This is a genomic window from Lachnospiraceae bacterium GAM79 (assembly GCA_020735665.1).
Lineage (GTDB): Bacteria > Bacillota > Clostridia > Lachnospirales > Lachnospiraceae > Coprococcus.
Genome location: CP085928.1, coordinates 1,740,033 through 1,758,575, shown reverse-complemented (window position 1 = coordinate 1,758,575; position 18,543 = coordinate 1,740,033). Strand labels below are relative to the sequence as shown.

General features: G+C 38.2%; 19 protein-coding genes and 1 CRISPR repeat array (1 of these 20 cut by a window edge). Of the genes, 16 read left to right on the top strand and 3 right to left on the bottom strand.

Going from position 1 to position 18,543, the window contains the following annotated elements; genetic code table 11:
• Nucleotides 1–329 precede the first annotated feature (329 nt).
• Nucleotides 330–1,946 (bottom strand): CTP synthase, encoded by a 1,617-nt coding sequence (locus LK416_07855; protein UEA73612.1) that lies wholly within the window; start codon nt 1,944–1,946, stop codon nt 330–332.
• 260 nt (nt 1,947–2,206) lie between these two features.
• Here LK416_07855 and LK416_07850 point away from each other — a divergent pair, with 260 nt between their 5' ends.
• A complete protein-coding gene (locus LK416_07850) occupies nt 2,207–4,012 on the top strand; it encodes a metallophosphoesterase (protein UEA73611.1) in 1,806 nt (601 codons plus the stop codon).
• 31 nt (nt 4,013–4,043) lie between these two features.
• Here LK416_07850 and LK416_07845 read toward each other — a convergent pair whose 3' ends face one another.
• Both LK416_07845 and LK416_07840 read right to left on the bottom strand, forming a co-directional pair.
• The gene (locus tag LK416_07845; protein UEA73610.1) at nt 4,044–4,568 is read right to left on the bottom strand and encodes a spore maturation protein; all 525 of its coding nucleotides are present in this window, start codon (nt 4,566–4,568) and stop codon (nt 4,044–4,046) included.
• Nucleotides 4,569–4,739: 171 nt separating this feature from the next.
• Complete coding sequence (locus LK416_07840) at nt 4,740–5,318, bottom strand: nucleoside recognition protein (protein ID UEA73609.1); 579 nt, start codon at nt 5,316–5,318, stop codon at nt 4,740–4,742.
• 194 nt (nt 5,319–5,512) lie between these two features.
• Between LK416_07840 and LK416_07835 the strand changes: the two genes are divergently transcribed.
• The 15 genes from LK416_07835 (at nt 5,513) to cas2 (ending at nt 17,497) form a co-directional block, all read left to right on the top strand.
• On the top strand, nt 5,513–5,773 hold the full coding sequence (locus tag LK416_07835; protein UEA73608.1) for a type II toxin-antitoxin system prevent-host-death family antitoxin: 261 nt from the start codon (nt 5,513–5,515) through the stop codon (nt 5,771–5,773).
• Nucleotides 5,763–6,080, top strand: coding sequence for a type II toxin-antitoxin system RelE/ParE family toxin (locus tag LK416_07830; GenBank protein UEA73607.1), 318 nt, complete (start codon nt 5,763–5,765; stop codon nt 6,078–6,080). Before LK416_07835 ends, LK416_07830 begins: the two co-directional genes overlap by 11 nt.
• A 148-nt stretch (nt 6,081–6,228) precedes the next feature.
• Nucleotides 6,229–6,552, top strand: a complete 324-nt coding sequence (locus LK416_07825; GenBank protein UEA73606.1) for a spore coat associated protein CotJA — start codon at nt 6,229–6,231, stop codon at nt 6,550–6,552.
• A gap of 3 nt (nt 6,553–6,555) precedes the next feature.
• Complete coding sequence (locus tag LK416_07820) at nt 6,556–6,819, top strand: spore coat protein CotJB (GenBank protein UEA73605.1); 264 nt, start codon at nt 6,556–6,558, stop codon at nt 6,817–6,819.
• Nucleotides 6,820–7,449: a manganese catalase family protein gene (locus LK416_07815; GenBank protein ID UEA73604.1), complete on the top strand. Its 630-nt coding sequence runs from the start codon at nt 6,820–6,822 to the stop codon at nt 7,447–7,449.
• Nucleotides 7,450–7,685: 236 nt separating this feature from the next.
• Entirely contained in the window at nt 7,686–8,306 is a 621-nt protein-coding gene (locus LK416_07810) for a flavin reductase (protein UEA73603.1), read from the top strand.
• Between the two features lie 35 nt (nt 8,307–8,341).
• A complete protein-coding gene (locus LK416_07805; protein UEA73602.1) occupies nt 8,342–8,734 on the top strand; it encodes a pyridoxamine 5'-phosphate oxidase family protein in 393 nt (130 codons plus the stop codon).
• A 586-nt stretch (nt 8,735–9,320) separates the two neighbouring features.
• Nucleotides 9,321–10,043, top strand: coding sequence for a CRISPR-associated endoribonuclease Cas6 (cas6, locus tag LK416_07800; protein ID UEA73601.1), 723 nt, complete (start codon nt 9,321–9,323; stop codon nt 10,041–10,043).
• Nucleotides 10,044–10,062: 19 nt separating this feature from the next.
• Complete coding sequence (gene cas8a1, locus LK416_07795) at nt 10,063–11,745, top strand: type I-B CRISPR-associated protein Cas8b1/Cst1 (protein UEA73600.1); 1,683 nt, start codon at nt 10,063–10,065, stop codon at nt 11,743–11,745.
• Nucleotides 11,738–12,616: a type I-B CRISPR-associated protein Cas7/Cst2/DevR gene (cas7i, locus tag LK416_07790; GenBank protein UEA73599.1), complete on the top strand. Its 879-nt coding sequence runs from the start codon at nt 11,738–11,740 to the stop codon at nt 12,614–12,616. The genes cas8a1 and cas7i overlap by 8 nt, the downstream gene beginning before the upstream one ends.
• Nucleotides 12,600–13,307, top strand: coding sequence for a type I-B CRISPR-associated protein Cas5b (gene cas5b / locus LK416_07785; protein UEA73598.1), 708 nt, complete (start codon nt 12,600–12,602; stop codon nt 13,305–13,307). The genes cas7i and cas5b overlap by 17 nt, the downstream gene beginning before the upstream one ends.
• A 29-nt stretch (nt 13,308–13,336) precedes the next feature.
• On the top strand, nt 13,337–15,706 hold the full coding sequence (locus LK416_07780) for a CRISPR-associated helicase/endonuclease Cas3 (protein UEA73597.1): 2,370 nt from the start codon (nt 13,337–13,339) through the stop codon (nt 15,704–15,706).
• Nucleotides 15,707–15,715: 9 nt separating this feature from the next.
• Nucleotides 15,716–16,210, top strand: coding sequence for a CRISPR-associated protein Cas4 (locus LK416_07775; protein UEA73596.1), 495 nt, complete (start codon nt 15,716–15,718; stop codon nt 16,208–16,210).
• Nucleotides 16,211–16,222: 12 nt separating this feature from the next.
• Entirely contained in the window at nt 16,223–17,215 is a 993-nt protein-coding gene (cas1b, locus tag LK416_07770) for a type I-B CRISPR-associated endonuclease Cas1b (protein ID UEA73595.1), read from the top strand.
• Nucleotides 17,216–17,218: 3 nt separating this feature from the next.
• A complete protein-coding gene (cas2, locus tag LK416_07765) occupies nt 17,219–17,497 on the top strand; it encodes a CRISPR-associated endonuclease Cas2 (GenBank protein UEA73594.1) in 279 nt (92 codons plus the stop codon).
• Nucleotides 17,498–17,665: 168 nt separating this feature from the next.
• Nucleotides 17,666–18,543: a CRISPR direct-repeat array (repeat unit 30 nt; unit sequence GTTTTAATAGATACATGGTGGAATGTGAAT) (it continues 2,580 nt past the right edge of the window).

The window sequence follows — 18,543 nt, the reverse complement described above, 5'->3', positions numbered from 1 at the left end:
TTGAGTCCGTAGGACGAGTTTGCGCAGGAGCATAAGCGAATCAGACATGTGTAACGAACAGAAATCGCAACAAGTCATTATGGCAGGGTAATCTGTATGGCGGAGGCTATATATCTCTACGCGCCCTTTTTACTTCGAATAGGACATATAAAAATGCAGGGTATGGCGGTCTGTATATTTTATGAAGCAAGCCTGTTCCAACGCCGGTTCTTAGTGAGTCGCCGCAGGCGAAGAACTTAGCACCGTTGCGTTGGAATAGAGTGAAAACGTCTTGCGTAATAAAGATATACAGACCACCATACCCTGCATTTTTATTATACTGGATATGTTTAGGCTTCTTCGTGAGCGAGTGCCGCAGCAACAAAGCCTTTGAAAAGCGGATGTGCTTTATTTGGTCTGGACTTGAATTCCGGATGTGCCTGAGTTCCGATGAACCAAGGATGATTCGGAATCTCGATCATCTCAACGATGTGACCGTCAGGAGAGAGACCAACCAGTTCCATGCCATTATCTGTTAAAGCCTTACGGTAGTCATTGTTGACTTCATATCTATGTCTGTGACGCTCGTGGATGTATTCTGTGCCATAGAGCTCATAGGATTTGGAATCTTTGCTGAGTACACATGGGTAAGAACCAAGTCTTAATGTTCCGCCGAGGTCTGTTACATCATGCTGATTCGGCATGATATGAATAACCTGATGGAAAGAGTTTGGATTGAATTCTGAGCTGTGTGCATCTGCATAACCAAGGACATGTCTTGCAAATTCAACAATCGTGAGCTGCATACCGAGACACAGACCAAGGTAAGGAACCTTTTTCTCTCTTGCATACTGGATTGCGGTGATCATGCCTTCGATACCTCTGTCACCAAAACCGCCCGGAACGAGGATTCCATCGACGTCACCCAGTGTTTCTTCCACATTTTCAGGAGTTACAAGTTCGGAATCTACCCATTTGATCTCGACCTCGGCATCGTTTGCAACACCGGCATGCTTTAAGGATTCAACAACGGAAATGTATGCATCATGCAGTGAGACATATTTGCCGACGAGAGCAACACGAACCTTTTTTTTCGGATTCTTCCATGCAGTGATCATATCATTCCATTCCTTCCATGCATGTGGTTCCGGAGCAGGACAATCCATGTGTAAACATTTGCACACAACATCAGCGAGATGCTCTTTCTCCATAGCGAGAGGAACTTCGTATAATACATCAACATCCAGATTCTGGATAACATTCTGGCTAGGTACATTACAGAATAATGCGATCTTATCCTTTAAGCCCTGATCCAGTGGATAATCAGAACGGCAGACCAGAATATCCGGCTGGATACCCATTCCCTGCAGGTTCTTAACACTCGCCTGAGTCGGCTTTGTCTTTAATTCGCCGGAAGCTTTCAGATAAGGAATCAGAGTAACATGGATCATAATGCAATTCTCATGTCCGACGTCATGTGTGAACTGACGGATCGCCTCTAAGAAAGGCTGGCTCTCGATATCGCCGACTGTACCGCCAATTTCGATGATCGCTACTTCGGTATCCTTTGCATCCGGATTCCGATAGAAGCGATCTTTAATTTCATTTGTTATATGTGGAACTACCTGTACGGTATGTCCGCCGAAGTCGCCGTGGCGTTCTTTCTGTAAGATACTCCAGTAGATCTTACCGGTCGTAACATTCGAATTCTTATTCAGACTTTCATCGATAAAACGCTCATAATGACCAAGATCCAGATCAGTCTCCGCACCATCATCGGTTACGAATACTTCACCATGCTGGATCGGGTTCATAGTACCCGGATCCATGTTGATGTATGGATCGAATTTCTGGCTGGTAACCTTGTAGCCTCTCATTTTGAGCAGACGACCAAGGGAGGCAGCAGTGATACCTTTACCAAGACCGGATACGACACCGCCTGTGACAAACACGTACTTAATAGGCATAATAATTTCCTCCTGATATATTCTAAAAACGCATAGACATACGCTCTCATTAAAAAAACACTCATTATTATACGAGAGCATTTTTCAAAAGTCAATCAGCCGTATCGAAAAACAGGATGTATCCGGCATAAAAATATGGTATGATAGTATATAAGAAGTCAAACTTAATAAAATTATGGAAAAATATTCATAAACTTTAGAAAATAAAGCGAAAAATATACATTTGACAGGAAAATGAAGTGAGAAGACGGGAGATCTCGATGGGAGCAATTCAGTTTATCCATATCAGTGATGTGAATATCGGACGAAAAGCAGACAAATTACTGTTCGGACAGACCTGTGAAAAGGACGGGATAACGACCTTGAAACAGGTTGTTTCTGATGCAGGAAAATTACAGGCTGATTTTGTATTTATCACAGGGGATCTCTTTGACCATCCGGCAACAGAAGAAGATCTTGCGTGGATTGATGAGATATTTCTGCCGCTTGATAAGACGGCGGTCATTTATTGTCAGGGAGATCATGATTACATGAAATCAGATGGGGTGCTTGCAAACTATTCTTTCCGGTCAAATATTTATGTGGCAGGCTGCAGCGAGTATCGGAATCCGGTTCCGGCAGGCTCTGCAATATATGGAGTAAAGCATGAAAACGCAACTGCCATGATCGATGTTATTCGGTTCCCGAAAAAAAATGCGGTACTTTATTGTGCCGGCTATTATAGTGCCGGAGCGCAGATGGCAGTTTTAGATGAACTGACACCGGCGGATGATGAGATGACAAATATCCTGCTGGCTCATGCCGGAAATCATGGCGCGATACCGATCGATTATCCGACGATCCGGAAAGCAGGATTTGATTATATCGGATTAGGACATGAAGCTTCCTATAAGAATATGTACAATGGCAGGATTTGTTATCCGGGTGTATTGGAACCGGACAATAACAGGGAGACCGGACCGCATGGCTATGTGCAGGGAAAGTTATCAGATGGCGTGGTATCGGTACGGCTTGTGCCTGCATCACAAAAGGAATATAAGACGATACGCTATCCGGTCAGTAATTATATGTCAGATGAAGAACTGGCAGATGAATTGCATCGTATCATTGCAAGAGAAGGAGAAAAAAACATTTATTCGATCTACCTGGTACGACCGGAAAAATGTGAGAAGTCCTTTCATTTGCAGGAGGCACTGGCCACTTACCGGATTGCCGCGCTGAGCGGAGAAGTGTATCAGCGTGAGGATTATGATGAATACAGAAAAGCAAACCGAGGAAATGCATTTGGACGATTGCTTGATAAACTGGATGCCGACTCTCCAATCCGGGAGGATGGGGCGAAGCTGGCAGTTGACCTCGTTATAGAACGATCAAAGATATACACCAGAAGCAGCCGGAAAATGAATGACCGGCTTTATGAGGAAACGATCCGGGTAGTGATTGAGAATCTGAAACAGGATATGGATAAACTCCGTACCTCAAAGGATATTCAGGCATATGAACAGGCAAAGGAACGGCTGGCAGAAAGTCCGGATGTACTGGAACGCTTAAATGAAGCATGGGCAATGGAACGGAAGAACAAACTGGAGCTTCTGACTGCCCGGAACAATCAGGCGCAGATCGTACCAAGACACAGAAGCAAATGGATACGAACCGGTATCCGTGCCGCGATTGTTCCATTTGTCATATTCTGTATTATGGCATTATTCCTGATGCCACGGGCGTACATTCAAATGTCAGAGCGTATGAATGGTACAGATGTGGTTCGTTTTCTGGTCACATCAATACTTGCGATCGTGCTCTGCTTTGTGATCGGTTATGTATTTGCAAGGCTGATCGATCAGAACAAGGCAGACGGAATACGAAAAGAACGTGCAGATGCAGAACGGCTTGAACGCGAGCTGGCTGCAAAAGGCGAGCAGCTTCATGAAGTCAGAACCGGATATCAGTTACAGGATACAAAGCGGCGGGAGATCCAGTCGGATGTGAATGCCAGAGAAGATCTTGTGGCGCAGACGATCTATAAGCTTCAGGTGATGGAAGAAGCGATGCGGACGTTAGAATAAAAAGAAAAAGGGCACTTGAAAAACAGGTGCCCTAGGACACTAACATATTTGCCAGCAGGATACTTACAACGATCCCTGCACCGAGAGATAACAGGGCACATGGGATGATATATCGGGATTTGCGGACTTTGGCAGCCATCAGATATACAGACATCGTATAGAATAAAGACTCCGTACAGCTAAGGATAATGGCAGCGGTGAGTCCTTCTCTGGAATCAGGTCCATAGTCATTAAAAATGTTAAGCATCAGACTGGTGGCAGACCCGGAGGAGAACAGCTTCGTTATGATGACGGGGATCACACAATCTGGGGTATGTATGAGAGAGGCAATCGGTTTCAGAACCTTTGTGATCAGGTCAAGCGCACCGGAATCATTCAGGATTCGTACAGCCACAAATAGACCGATCAATGTTGGAACCAATTCGACTACTATCTTCATTCCGTCAAATGCCCCGTCAATAAAATCTTCATAGACATTCGTCTTTTTGATACAGCCATATAACACAACAGCAAATATGACCAGTGGGATGATACTGTTTGAGATTGTTGTCAGCATGACAAGCCTCCATTAAGATTCTGTGTATGTTTATTTCGTTTTGGCAGGTTATTTAGCAGACATACATCTGCGATAAATAACCTGCCAAACCGAAATATATACACAGATATATTCTGTATTATGAAAGTCAACTGCGCTGCTTATTAAAGATTTCTAAGTGAACTCGCCGCTTCATTTCCCTCGTTTGTTTATAATGACGGCCAGCAGGACGGCGACGGCGGTGGAGCAGACGGTTGCGATGATGCCGGGCAGGATAATGGCGGTAGGATGTTCAGAACCGTAGGTTGCACGATAGGCAATGATATTTACCGGGATCAGTTGCAGCGAAGAAATATTCAGGATCAGGAAGACGCACATTTCTCGACTGGCAGATTTACTTCCCTTGTTGTCCTTAGCCAGCTCCTGCATCGCCTTTAGTGCCGGCGGTGTTGCAGCCCACCCAAGCCCTACAATATTTGCAATGATGTTCGTACACATATATTCATATGCCGGATGCTCCGGGGAAAGTCTCGGAAACAAGAATCTCATGACAGGGGACATTTTCGATGACCATTTTTTCATCAGACCGGTGCGTTCTGCGATCTTCATAATCCCACACCACATCGTAACAATTCCTAGCATGGTGATACAGAGTGAAACGGCGTCACTCCCGGCATCAATGATACCGGTATTCACATCTTCCATATGCCCGGTCAGAAGTGCGGTGATAATACCGACTAAGATCATGGCAGCCCAGATCAGATTAATCATAGAATCCCCTTTGATTTTGCTTTTACATAATGAATATATGCAGAGGAATAGGGGAAGTATGCTATAGTATTATCAGTTTAATAATTCATATGATATGAATTTTATATATTCTATATTGCAATAATATCAGAATAACGATAAAATAATGATAATATATTAACGACAAGAAGCATGAAATAAAAAGGAGTGATAAAATGATACAGATTAGACCGGTTTCAGATCTTAGAAATAAGTTCCCTGAAATTGAAACAATTGTGAATAGTGGAAAGCCTGTATATTTAACGAAAAATGGATATGGGGCGATGGTTGTTTTAAGTATGGAAGAGTATGCGAATCTTACAGAGAATGTTGAAATGAAACTTGATGAAGCTGACAGACAGGCAAAAGCGACAGATAAAAGACTTTCACATGAAGAAGTATTTAGCAAAGCAAGGAGTGTGATGAATGCAAGATAAAATCTACAAGTTAAGATATTTGCCACTTTTTGAACAGGATTTGCTGGATACAGTGACTTATATTTCGAAGGTTTTAAAAAATGAAGAAGCGGCAATGCGACTGATAAATGATGTTGAAACAGCAATATTAGCCAGATTAAACAATCCGGTAGCGTTTGAACCATATCATTCCAGAAAAAAACGTGAATATCCATATTGCCGGATCTATATAAGAAATTATGTGATTTATTATGTGGTAATTGATGATGTTATGGAAGTACGACGGTTATTGTATGGTGCAAGAAATATAGAAAATTTGTTAAATTAATACATATAAAAAGAGCAGTAAAATTATCAGATTTACTGCTCTTTTTATATGTATTCGTCTCAATCATCCTGTAATATGTCACATTTTCACATTTCCCCCATAAAGTATAGAGAGATGAATAATATGCAAATTCAGGAGGTATATTCATTTGGAACAGTATAGAAACTGCAACAGAAATGGCGGCAGATATCCTGCTCAGCCAAATCTCATGATGCAATATGCAAATAACCGCAATGCCTCTTCCTGCAATGGAAACCGTCAGGGCACAGGCGGCTGTTCTTTCAGACAGGATCATTGCGAAACAACAAGAAAGGATGTAGAGACCTGTGGCAGATTCAGTCCGCATCCGATTGGTATGGCGTATGTGCCAAGTCAGGAATTTGGGGAACTCTATGATGCGAAAAAGGGTCTGCGCGAAGGAACCATGTTCCCAGATCTGAATCTGATCTTTTGTGGTGTAAGGGGGAAATAGGCAATGAATAATATGAACAAACAGCAGCTCTTTGCCTTTATAACAGAAGTGTCCTTCGCGTTGGATGACATTTCCCTGTATCTGGACACTCACCCGGAATGTCCGAAGGCACTGGCAGCATACAGCAATTATAAAGCAATGCGGCAGCAGGCAGTCCGCGAATACACGACCGCCTATGGTCCATTGAACCGATATCAGGTAAATGACGACAATTATTTTGACTGGGTTGACAAACCTTGGCCATGGGAAAGGGAGTGTGGTTGTTAAATGTGGATCTATGAAAAAAGATTACAGTTTCCGGTAAATATCAAAGAGACAAATGCGCAGCTTGCGCAGGCGATAATCTCACAATACGGCGGACCGGATGGTGAAATGGGTGCATCTATGCGATACCTGTCCCAGCGTTATGCGATGCCGGACAATAAGGTGAAAGCAATTCTTACCGATATCGGTACAGAGGAGCTGGGACATCTGGAGATCGTTGCCACGATCATTTACCAGCTTACCTGCCGGTTATCGATCGAGGAGATTAAGGCATCGGGATTTGACAAATATTACATCGATCACACCTTAGGAATCTGGCCGCAGGCAGCAGGCGGCATTCCATTTAACGCCTGCGAATTCCAGAGCAAGGGTGATCCGATCACGGATCTTTTCGAAGATATGGCAGCAGAGCAGAAAGCCCGGTCGACTTATGACAATATCCTGCGTCTCTGCAAAGACTATCCGGATGTATATGAGCCGATCAAATTCCTTCGCGAACGTGAGGTCGCACATTTCCAGCGCTTCGGTGAAAGCCTTGGCATTGTCCGCGAAAAGATGGATACAAAGAACTTCTATGCATTTAACTCAGCATTTGATACAAGTGCTCCATGCGTGGAGAAATGTGGGAAGTAAGAGATAGTCGCTACCGGTTGTTTATTATTATATAGTAGTGACAGAAGCAGAAAAATCAGGCAGCAATCCTGAATCGGGGATATCAAGCTGCCTGATTTTTTCACAATGTATATTATTGAGAATAATTCTTGAAAAGAATTATAAATTTATTCGGTTTGTGGTATAATGAGTATAAAATCACTTGCTTGCAAGGATGAAAAAACAAATCGTATTTTGTAAAAGGGAGGTACAAGCATATGGACAAAAAAGCAATCTATAATTTATCCTATGGTGTATTCATGTTATCCACCAGATCGGGGGAGAAGGTAAACGGCTGCATCACAAATACATGTATGCAGGTAGCAGGCAATCCGGTTCGGGTTGCGATATCTGTATTAAACACGAATTATACATGCGACCTGTTGAAAGAGAGTGGGATATTTGCTTTGAGTATTCTGGATCAGACCTGCTCATTTGCGACGATAAAACATTTCGGGTTCCAGTCCGGCAGAGATGTGGATAAATTCGCAGATCTGCAAATGCCAAAGGACTGCAATGACATACCGTATATGGGATGGAATGCCTGTGCCGTGATCAGCGGAAAAGTAGTAGAACAGCACGACCTTGGCACACATACGTTATTTATCGCAGAAGTCGTAGATGCCAAGCTGATCAATGAAAATGCACCGCTGACTTATGCGGATTATCAGACAAAGGTAAAACCAAAAGCAGAACCGAAAGCCCAGGACAAGAAGATCGTAGGCTGGCGCTGTCGTATCTGTAATTATGTATATGAAGGAAGCGAGCTGCCGGCAGATTTCACCTGCCCGATATGTGGACATGGAGTAGAGGATTTTGAGCCGGTGTATGAGGCGTAAGCTATTAAAAAGCTTATAAACAGGAGGACAATGCTATGGAACGAGTAGCAAAATTTTTAAAGGACGCAGAAACTTATTATTTAGCAACTGTAGAGGGTGACCAGCCAAGAGTCAGACCATTTGGAACTGCCCATATTTTTGAAGGCAAGTTATACATACAGACAGGCAAAGTAAAAGAAGTATCAAAGCAGATCCATGTAAATCCGAAGGTTGAGATCTGTGCTTTTATGAATGGAGAATGGCTTCGTGTAGCAGGAGAACTGGTGGAAGATGACCGCAGAGAAGCAAGACAGTCTATGCTGGATGCATACCCTTCATTACAGAAGATGTATTCCGCAGATGATGGTAACACCGAGGTATTTTATTTTAAGAATGCAACAGCAACTTTTTCATCATTTACACACGAACCGGAAGTTGTGAAGTTTTAAATGTATTACATGGTTTGACAAACGCCCTCGCTTGTATAAGCGGGGGCGTTTGTGCGTTTGTAACATATTTATAAAAGTAACTATTAGCAATGATGGGATAAGATAAGAAAAAAATATTTTCTTTAAATTGACAAAATATGCGTATATTATTGCGCATTTTGTTAAATAAAGGTATAATATTTCCATAATAAAAGGGGGCGGGTCTGAGGTAGAGGCTTTTTAGTTTTCTACATTTCCTAATATGAAATCCCTATAATTATGAAGTGAAATTGATACGATGGACGATTTTTTGTACATTGTATAGATTATTATATTTTAAGAAGGTTTTAAGAAGTGCAACAAAAAATACATTGTGGAATATAAAGTACATTCCAATATGTGGCAATTAATAGATTTTTCAATAAAAGATTAATATTTACATTCCACAATGTATTAAAATTATATATGGAACAAAAAAAAATTACAATATAATAATAATTCAAAAATTCACCAATTAAACTTTTATTGTAAAATGATATTGACTTATTATAAAAGAAATGCTATTTTGATAATACAAAGTCAAATAAATTATGAAGGAGGTGAAAAAATGTATCAGATTAAACTGCGTTTTAAATTGGAATTTCCTTTTCTTCCGAAGGAGATGGATCGTTTGTTTACAAGTTTTTTAAAGGCTGCGACGAAGAATATTTCCGAAGATTTGTATCAGCGTTTATATGATAAGAGCAGATCAATCATGAAGGCGTTTACATATTCGTATTATCTTCCCGGTGCTAAGTTTACAGACGATAAGATACTTCTTGATAAGAACGAATTCATGGTGTTTTTTACAGATGCTGATGATAAGGAATTTTTATATTTGTTTAATGCGTTTCAGACTATGAAATTTCGGCATTATTCGATGAACAAGAATTCCATGCAATTAATATCTGTGTATATTCAGAATATAAATGATATCATAGATGATGAAATCATCATAAAAATGCAGAGCCCATTACTGGCAAGATACCATGATAATGATACCAATTCAGACAGTTATTATACGTTTGATAAGGATGAGTTTTCAGACGTTGTGAAAGAGAATGTTAAGATCTTTATTCAAAGAATGAATATTCCGGTTGAGACAGATGATTTTTCTATTCAGGCGATCAAAGGGAAAAAGGTTATAATACCAGTGTTTGGAAGAAATACAGATGCTTCGCTTGGTATTTTCAAATTAAAAGGCTCTGTTGCTTTATTAAATGTTCTGCAGAGATCCGGAATTGGAGTACGCAGGTCGACAGGAAATGGAAAGTTTGAAGTATTAGGTTAGAAGAAAGGAGGATTATAAGTTGGGTAGAATCTATATACCAATGGGTGATTTTCTGAAAAATGCGGGAATCGTAGGTATGCATTATATACTGGACGAAATTGCTGCTGCATCGGAAGATTTGGATTATGGCTATACGGAAGATAATCAGCAATTATGGCTTGATACAGATTTCTGTCAGGAAACGGACTGGACGGATTTATACTTTCGTGGGATCACGACATATTACAGGTCACATAGTGTATATCAAACAATATTGGATAAGATTAAGAATTTGTTAGCTGTACTGGATTTGCCGGAATGGGATGGTAAAAAGTGGAAAGATGATATCAAATTCATTAACGATAAACTTTTGTCTAACAGTTATAAATCGGGCATTGCCAGTATAAAGGATGAGGTTGATACCACAGAAGCATATGAGATGCTTAAGGCGGTAAAACTGAAAGAATCTATGGAACCGGAACTGTTGCGGGATCGATTGGTTCAGTTACATGAATTTCTTATTCAGCCCATTTGTGCAGAAACCTTGATCATGAAGAGTGCCATATATAATTACATCAATCGTTTCTGGGATGGAAAATGTTTTCTATTACGTGCAAATGCAGCGAAAAATATGCGAGAGGTTTTTGAAAATGATTTTTCAGAACCATTTCGGACTTATATAGCAATTGATCAAAAGAAGGCAAAGGAGATATGCATTGATTGTAGTGCAATGATTGATTCGAAGACGAAAGTATCACTTGCATTTATGAAGGATCAGGCAGATGATCTGGCAAGAAAACAATCAGCTTTCTGGAATTGTAAAGTAGATGCTTTCTTATGTCCGGTGTGTGCATTTGTATATGCATTATCTCCTCTTGGTTTTTATCTGATGGGAAATCGATTCCTGTTTATTAATACGGATCAGAACATTCAGGAATTATTAGAGGTAAATCGTAAGGATGGCATTATGCAGGATGTGGAAAGAGAAGATGGAGAACGATATACTTCATGGATTTCCAGAACATTGAATCTGTTATTGAAGATGAAGACGGAAGAACTAGGTAATATTCAGATCATAACCAGAGGCAGGGATGAAAGCGAACGTTATACATTTGATATTATCAATAAAAATATCCTTGCAATATTAAATGATGAGAAAGTAAGGGCTGGACTTGATGTATTAAGTAAATACCCATATATAAAAAAGGGGACTGAATACATAAATATACATGAAACAGTTATATTGAATATTCTTCGGTATAGAAATCAATATCCATTATTAAATATCTTGTTAAGGCAGTCTATGGATGTAAAGACATATTTGGTAGATGCTTATTGGGTATATGATATTCAGATTCGTGTAAGTTTATTGAAGAAAGATAATGAAGATAAGAATAAGATAGGAGGTGCAATAGTGAATCGATACAAAGTTAGAGAGTGTGGATATGAATTAAGAAATAAACTGTTAGCAGCGAAAGGCACAAGTGATGATTCAAGAATCAGAGGTACGGTATATCGATTACTGAATGCAGTTGCAGTTGGAGATGTTTCCCATTTTATGGAAATTATAATGCGTATCTATTGTTCTGTAAATCTGACAGTTCCGGATGCATTCATAGAGTGTCTGGATAATCGGGAGAAGTTTAGAGAGTATGGATATGCATTCCTTATGGGATTAGAAGGAAGTCATTATGAAAAAAAGGAGGAAAAGGTTAATGATTAGGAATGGTTTAACACTTACAATGGTATTTCTTGCAGAAAGTGCAAATTATGGAGAGGGCGTAGGTAATATTACTACACTCAAAAAATTATCACGAGGAACATATGAGCAATATTCTTATATATCAAGACAGGCATTGAGATACAATATTATTCAGCAGTTAGGATGGGATACAACACCTGTTGATGGAAAGAGTGGAGTCGTTCAGTTTGCACCAACTGCTAATATAAAAGATTATCCGGAAATTGACTTTTTTGGTTATATGAAGACCAGTGCAAAAGGAGAGGATAAAAAAGGCGGAGCTGATACCAGAAGTGCAGTTGTTCGACTGAGTAATGCGGTATCATTAGAGCCTTATCAGAGCGATTTGGAATTTTTAACCAATATTGGATTGGCAAGACGCCAGGATCTTGATAATGCGATCGCACAGAGTGAGATACAGAAGTCATTCTACTCATATACGATCACTATAGATCTTGATCGTATTGGTGTGGATGGAGATCTTGAGATATCTGCAGAAGAAAAAGCAGATCGAGTAAAAAAATTTCTTGATACGATCCAGTATTTATATCGTGATATAAAGGGAAGAAGAGAGAACCTTAGTCCTGTATTTGCAATCGGTGGTCGATATATAAGAAAAAATCCGTTCTTTGAAAATAGAGTATCTTTGGAAAATGGAGCCATAAACACGAAGATGCTTGGAGAGATTATTGAAAGTGATGAGGATATAAAGAACAATACCAGTGTTGGAGTTGTGACAGGTATTTTCCAGAATGATGCAGAATTAAAAGATACATTGAACACAAAGACAGTTGCAGATGTATTTAAACAGTTGAAAAAGGAAGTTGATGAATATTATGGAGCGAGCAATTAGAATTGATTGTTTTCAAAACCTTGCGAACTACAGAAAACCAAGTAGTTTCATTATAAAAGAATCTTATCCGTTGCCACCATATTCAACTGTTATTGGTATGATTCACGCAATTAGTGGATTTGACAGTTATCACAAGATGCAGGTAAGTATCCAGGGAGAAAACGCAGGTTCTGTATCAGAATTGTATACAAGATATTCATTCAAATTCGATACAAAGTATGAAGAAGGCAGACATCAGCTCTGTATCAAAGGTGAAGACAAAGATTATGGTGTGTTTAAGGGGATTGCACATGTAGAACTGATCTGTGATAATCGGATGGTTTTACATATTATACCTGAGGAGGAAGATTTTGATAAGATTTATCAGGCACTGAAGTGTCCGATTATTTATCCATCATTAGGGCGGTATGAAGATTTGCTGGATATTCAAAATGTAGAAATTGTTGAATTACAGAAAGTTGAATCAGCAACGATTCGAAATAATATCTATATTCCATTTCAATCAGAACTGGATATTGGACGACGTACAAGCACGACTTACATGTTAACAAAGGAATACGAGATAACACCGCAGGGATATCGCAGATGGAAACCGGATGGTGGAAAGGTAAAAGCGTATTATATGCCGAAGGATACTTCAGTAGTGAATGCATATATCGATACCTATGGGGATGTTGTTGCGTTCGCATAACAAGATAAGAGAGGGATTGACAATACGATATGGAATATTATGCAAAGTCAAATGACACCAAGAAGGAAGTTAAAAATGTAAATGACATCAGAAACATATTGATTTATCTTTTGGGCAGCCAGATGGATAAATTGAATGAAAATGAGTCGAAGATGATCATTTCTTACTTGGATTCTTTGAAACAGCAAACTGTTCAGGAGCAAAAAACTTTAAGAGAACATGAGAAGGATATTGTTAACTGTGCAGGAAAATTCTTTGAGATTTTTGATATGTATTTTACAGAAAAGGAAAAGAATCTGGTTTTAGAGGCATGCCGAGTGCATGACCTTGGAAAAGCTAATTATATTTTCCAGACAATTGTCAATCCTCAACTTACAAGGATGGCTGAAAGGCAGATACCACATGGTTTTCTTAGTGCACTTAGTTTATCAGAGAAACAGGTTAAGCAGGAAATACCAGAATGTACAGGCGATGACTTTTCTGTGTTATTGACAGCAGTCTATTATCATCATGATCGGAAGGATAGTTTTTCTGATAAGGATTTTTATGACTATTACGATAAATGGTATAAAAAATATTTGCAGGAATATTTGGGAAAGGAAGATGTGAAATTTTCTGCCGCAAATCGTAATCAACTGTTGTATTCGAATAATCCTACAATGAAATTGAGAAGTGTAGATGAGCAAACATGGTGTGAATATATGTTGATAAAGGGCTTGTTGAATAAGTTTGACTGGACGGTAAGTGCAGGATATGAAGAAGCAGAATTACACAGTGACATTGCTGAGAAAAAATTATGCAGCACGATTCGCGATTACTTTTCAAATTCATTGCGTGAGTTGCAGGTTTTTATGCAGGAACATAGTGATGATAATGTTGTAGTTATAGCACCTACTGGATCAGGAAAAACAGAGGCAGCTTTATTATGGGCAAATGGCGAGAAAGGTTTTTATACATTACCGTTAAAAGTTTCTTCTAATGCCATATATAGCAGAATAAAGGACAGGTATATGTATAAGGATGTAGCATTGCTTCATTCTGATAGCCTAAGCAGTTATTTTGATGGAACAGATGGGCAATTTACAGATGGGAATACCAGATATGAGCAGGCAAAATTGTTCTCGTATCCGCTTACTGTCTGCACGGTAGATCAATTATTTAAATTTGTTTATAAAGCCCCGGGCACTGAGATTTTTGCAGCGACACTGAAATATTCAAAATTAATTATAGATGAGATTCAGTCATATTCTCCTAAGATAGTAGCAGCATTAATTTACGGCTTGTCAGAACTAAAACAAATGGAAGGAAAATTCGCAATCATAACAGCAACATTTCCGCCGGTTTTAGAATTTTTTATGCGAAAATATCGGTTGATAAAGGATAGAGATTATATTTTTATAGATTTTTCCGCTACAATGGGAACAGACAGACATAAGATCGCATTATTTCATGAAGAATTTGATTTTGACAGAATTGCGGAAGATGGATACAAGAAAAAAGTTCTCGTTATATGCAATACAGTATCAAAGGCACAGAAGGTATATGAAGAATTATCCCAAAGAACAGATGAGGTATTCCTGCTTCATTCCAGATATATTCGAAAACATCGGGATCAGTTGGAAAAGATGATAATGGATTTTTCCAGTAATGATGAGATGACAGGTATATGGGTAACAACACAGATCGTAGAAGCAAGTCTTGATATTGATTTTGATGTTCTTTATACGGAGATGTGTACGGCTGATAGCTTATTGCAAAGAATGGGACGGTGTAATAGAGCAGGGAAAAAGGATATAACCGATGCAAATGTATTAATTTATGTTAATTATTCAGGATGTATGAAGAATGGAAAAGGAATATATGACAGTGATATATATGATAGATCTGTACAATTATTAGAGGCATATAATGGAAAGCTTTTTTCCGAAAAAGATAAAGTTCAGTATATGAATGAAGTTTATGATGTAGACGCATTAAAGAATACGGCATACTTCCAAATGATAAAAAGAAATCTGGCTAAATTTAAATCGTTGCAGCCGTTAGATTATACATCTAAGAAAGATATCGATGAGGATTTTCGTGGAATAAAAAGTATTACAGTAATTCCAGATAGAATATATCAGGAAAATCAGTATCTGATAGAGGCAATAACGAGTGTTTTAGATACACCATATGTTGACAGTAATATACGAAGGATATTGAAAGCAAAACTGGCAGATATAACTCTTAATCTGAATCTGTATTCGGATCGGAGAAAATTAGATGGTGTGGATTTGAATTGTATAAATGACAGATTAGATATTCACAGGACATGCTTATTATATGATTTTGATGAAATGACAGGACGGGGTATGGGCTTATCGTTAACGAAGTATGATGATGAGTGGAATTTTATATAAGGAGGAATTGTGGAAAATCGAGTTACTGGTGTAATGATTTATTATTATTTTGTGTGTAAAAGAAAATTATGGTATTTCATAAATGAAATAAACATGGAATCCGATAATGAAAATGTTATGTTGGGTAAACTACTTGATGAGAACAGTTACCGGCGTGATGATAAACACATTAATATCGATAATGTAATAAATATTGATTTTATAAAAGAGCATCAGGAATTACATGAGATAAAAAAGAGTAAAGCAATAGAAGAGGCAGGAATCTGGCAGGTAAAATATTATCTATATTATTTGAAACAACGTGGAGTTAAGGGCTTAACGGCAAAGATTGATTATCCTATGATCAAAAAAAATATTGTTGTAGAACTGTCAGAGGATGATGAAGTACAGTTGCAGAAGATAATTGCAGATATAGAAAAGTTAAAAATGCAGGAACAACCACCAGCATTTGAAAAACAAAAAATATGTGGGAAGTGCGCATATCATGATTTGTGTTTTATCTAACATGGAGGGATAATGGGACAAAGTTTTTATATTTACAATAGTGGAGATTTAAAAAGAAAAGATAATACACTTCAATTTATATCTTCAGGTGGAGAAAAAAGAGATATTCCGATTGAACGAATTGATGATATTTATGTCATGTCAGAGATGTCATTTAATACAACATTTTTGAGTTACATTTCTCAATATGGAATCCCGATACATTTCTTCAATTATTATAATTTTTATACAGGTAGCTTTTATCCAAAAGAAAAGCTGCTGGCAGGTCAATTATTGGTAAAACAGGTTGAACATTATACAGATTATGGAAAGAGATTGACCATTGCAAAAAAATTTATAGAAGCGGCTGCCGATAATATTTACCGAAATCTCCGGTATTATAACGGACGAGGCAAGGATGTATCTTTCTATATGTCAGAAATTGATTCGTTGAGAAAAGAATTACCAAAAACATCAACGATCCAAGAGCTAATGGGAATAGAGGGAAATATAAGAAGGCATTATTATGCTACATGGAATGTTATCATTGATCAGGAAATAGAGTTTGATAAAAGAGTTATGCATCCGCCTGATAACATGATTAATTCGTTGATTTCTTTTGTTAATTCGTTGATTTATTCAAAGGTTCTTAGTGAGGTATATCATACACAATTGAATCCTACGATAAGTTATCTCCATGAACCTGGTGTTAGAAGATTTTCTCTATGTCTGGATGTGGCAGAAATTTTCAAACCGTTGATAGGAGATCGACTTCTTTTTTCATTATTAAACCGTAATCAGATAACCGAAAAAAGTTTTACGAAGGAGCTGAATTATTTGCACTTGAATAGGGATGCATCCAGATTGATTGCACAGGAGTTGGAGAAAAAATTACAGCAGACAATTATGCATAAAGATTTAGGTCGCCCCGTTACATATCAGTATCTGATGCGTTTAGAGTTATACAAGCTGATCAAGCATCTGATTGGGGAAAAAGAATATGAAGGATTCAGAATATGGTGGTGAAATATGTATGTAGTATTAGTATATGACATAAATAAAGAAAATAATGGACAAAAACGATGGAATCATATTTTTAAGATTTGTAAAAGGTATTTATCCCATATACAAAATTCTGTTTTTGAGGGAGATATCACAAAAGTACAACTTGTGAAGCTGAAACAGGAGCTGGATGAATATATTGATCATGAATTGGATTCCGTTATTATATTTAAAAGCAGGCAGGAAAAATGGTTGAATAAAGAGTTCTGGGGTAAGGAAGATGACAAAGCCAGTTTCTTTATTTGAAATTGTCGACCATAAATATTGTAAAATCTGCCGCCGGTCGACAATGGGAAAAAATATAGAAAAAAGGAATATACTATTTAAAAATAGAATGTGTAGTCCGATTATTGAAGCAAGGTCGACAAAAAGAGGATGTGAAAGCATTGTAAAATATTGCTTTTTTATAGTGCGGTTTTAATAGATACATGGTGGAATGTGAATGCTGTTACCTCTGGCGCTGTGTTGTAGTTATTCACCGGTTTTAATAGATACATGGTGGAATGTGAATAATTTATTGTTGTGCAGCGTTTATCTTTGTAGTATGTTTTAATAGATACATGGTGGAATGTGAATCCGTTATTGTTTTTCTAATAAATCCGCTTTGATCAGAGTTTTAATAGATACATGGTGGAATGTGAATCAATTATGATTCTAACATTCGTCGAACAAACACACGGTTTTAATAGATACATGGTGGAATGTGAATAATGGCGGATTTGGTACAAGTCACACATCGGATAGTGTTTTAATAGATACATGGTGGAATGTGAATCAATTCTAACCGCTCAGCAGTTATCGGAGATTTTGGTTTTAATAGATACATGGTGGAATGTGAATTTGATGGAACTGACTGGGTATTTAATGAATATCCGCGTTTTAATAGATACATGGTGGAATGTGAATGCGCAAAGGCAAGCCCCCAGCACTGTTTCAAGTCAAGTTTTAATAGATACATGGTGGAATGTGAATTTTCAAAACCGGTCAGATACTATACGTTTGATGTCGTTTTAATAGATACATGGTGGAATGTGAATACACGCGAACAGGTTCGGAAAGTGAATCGGCGACCGGTTTTAATAGATACATGGTGGAATGTGAATTGAATTTTTAACGCGGCGGGATAAAGTTTAAACTCGTTTTAATAGATACATGGTGGAATGTGAATAATATGATTCAATTAGATCCGGAACAGCCGATGGTGTTTTAATAGATACATGGTGGAATGTGAATTACAAAGAAAGTAAACTATGAGATTACACAGACATTGTTTTAATAGATACATGGTGGAA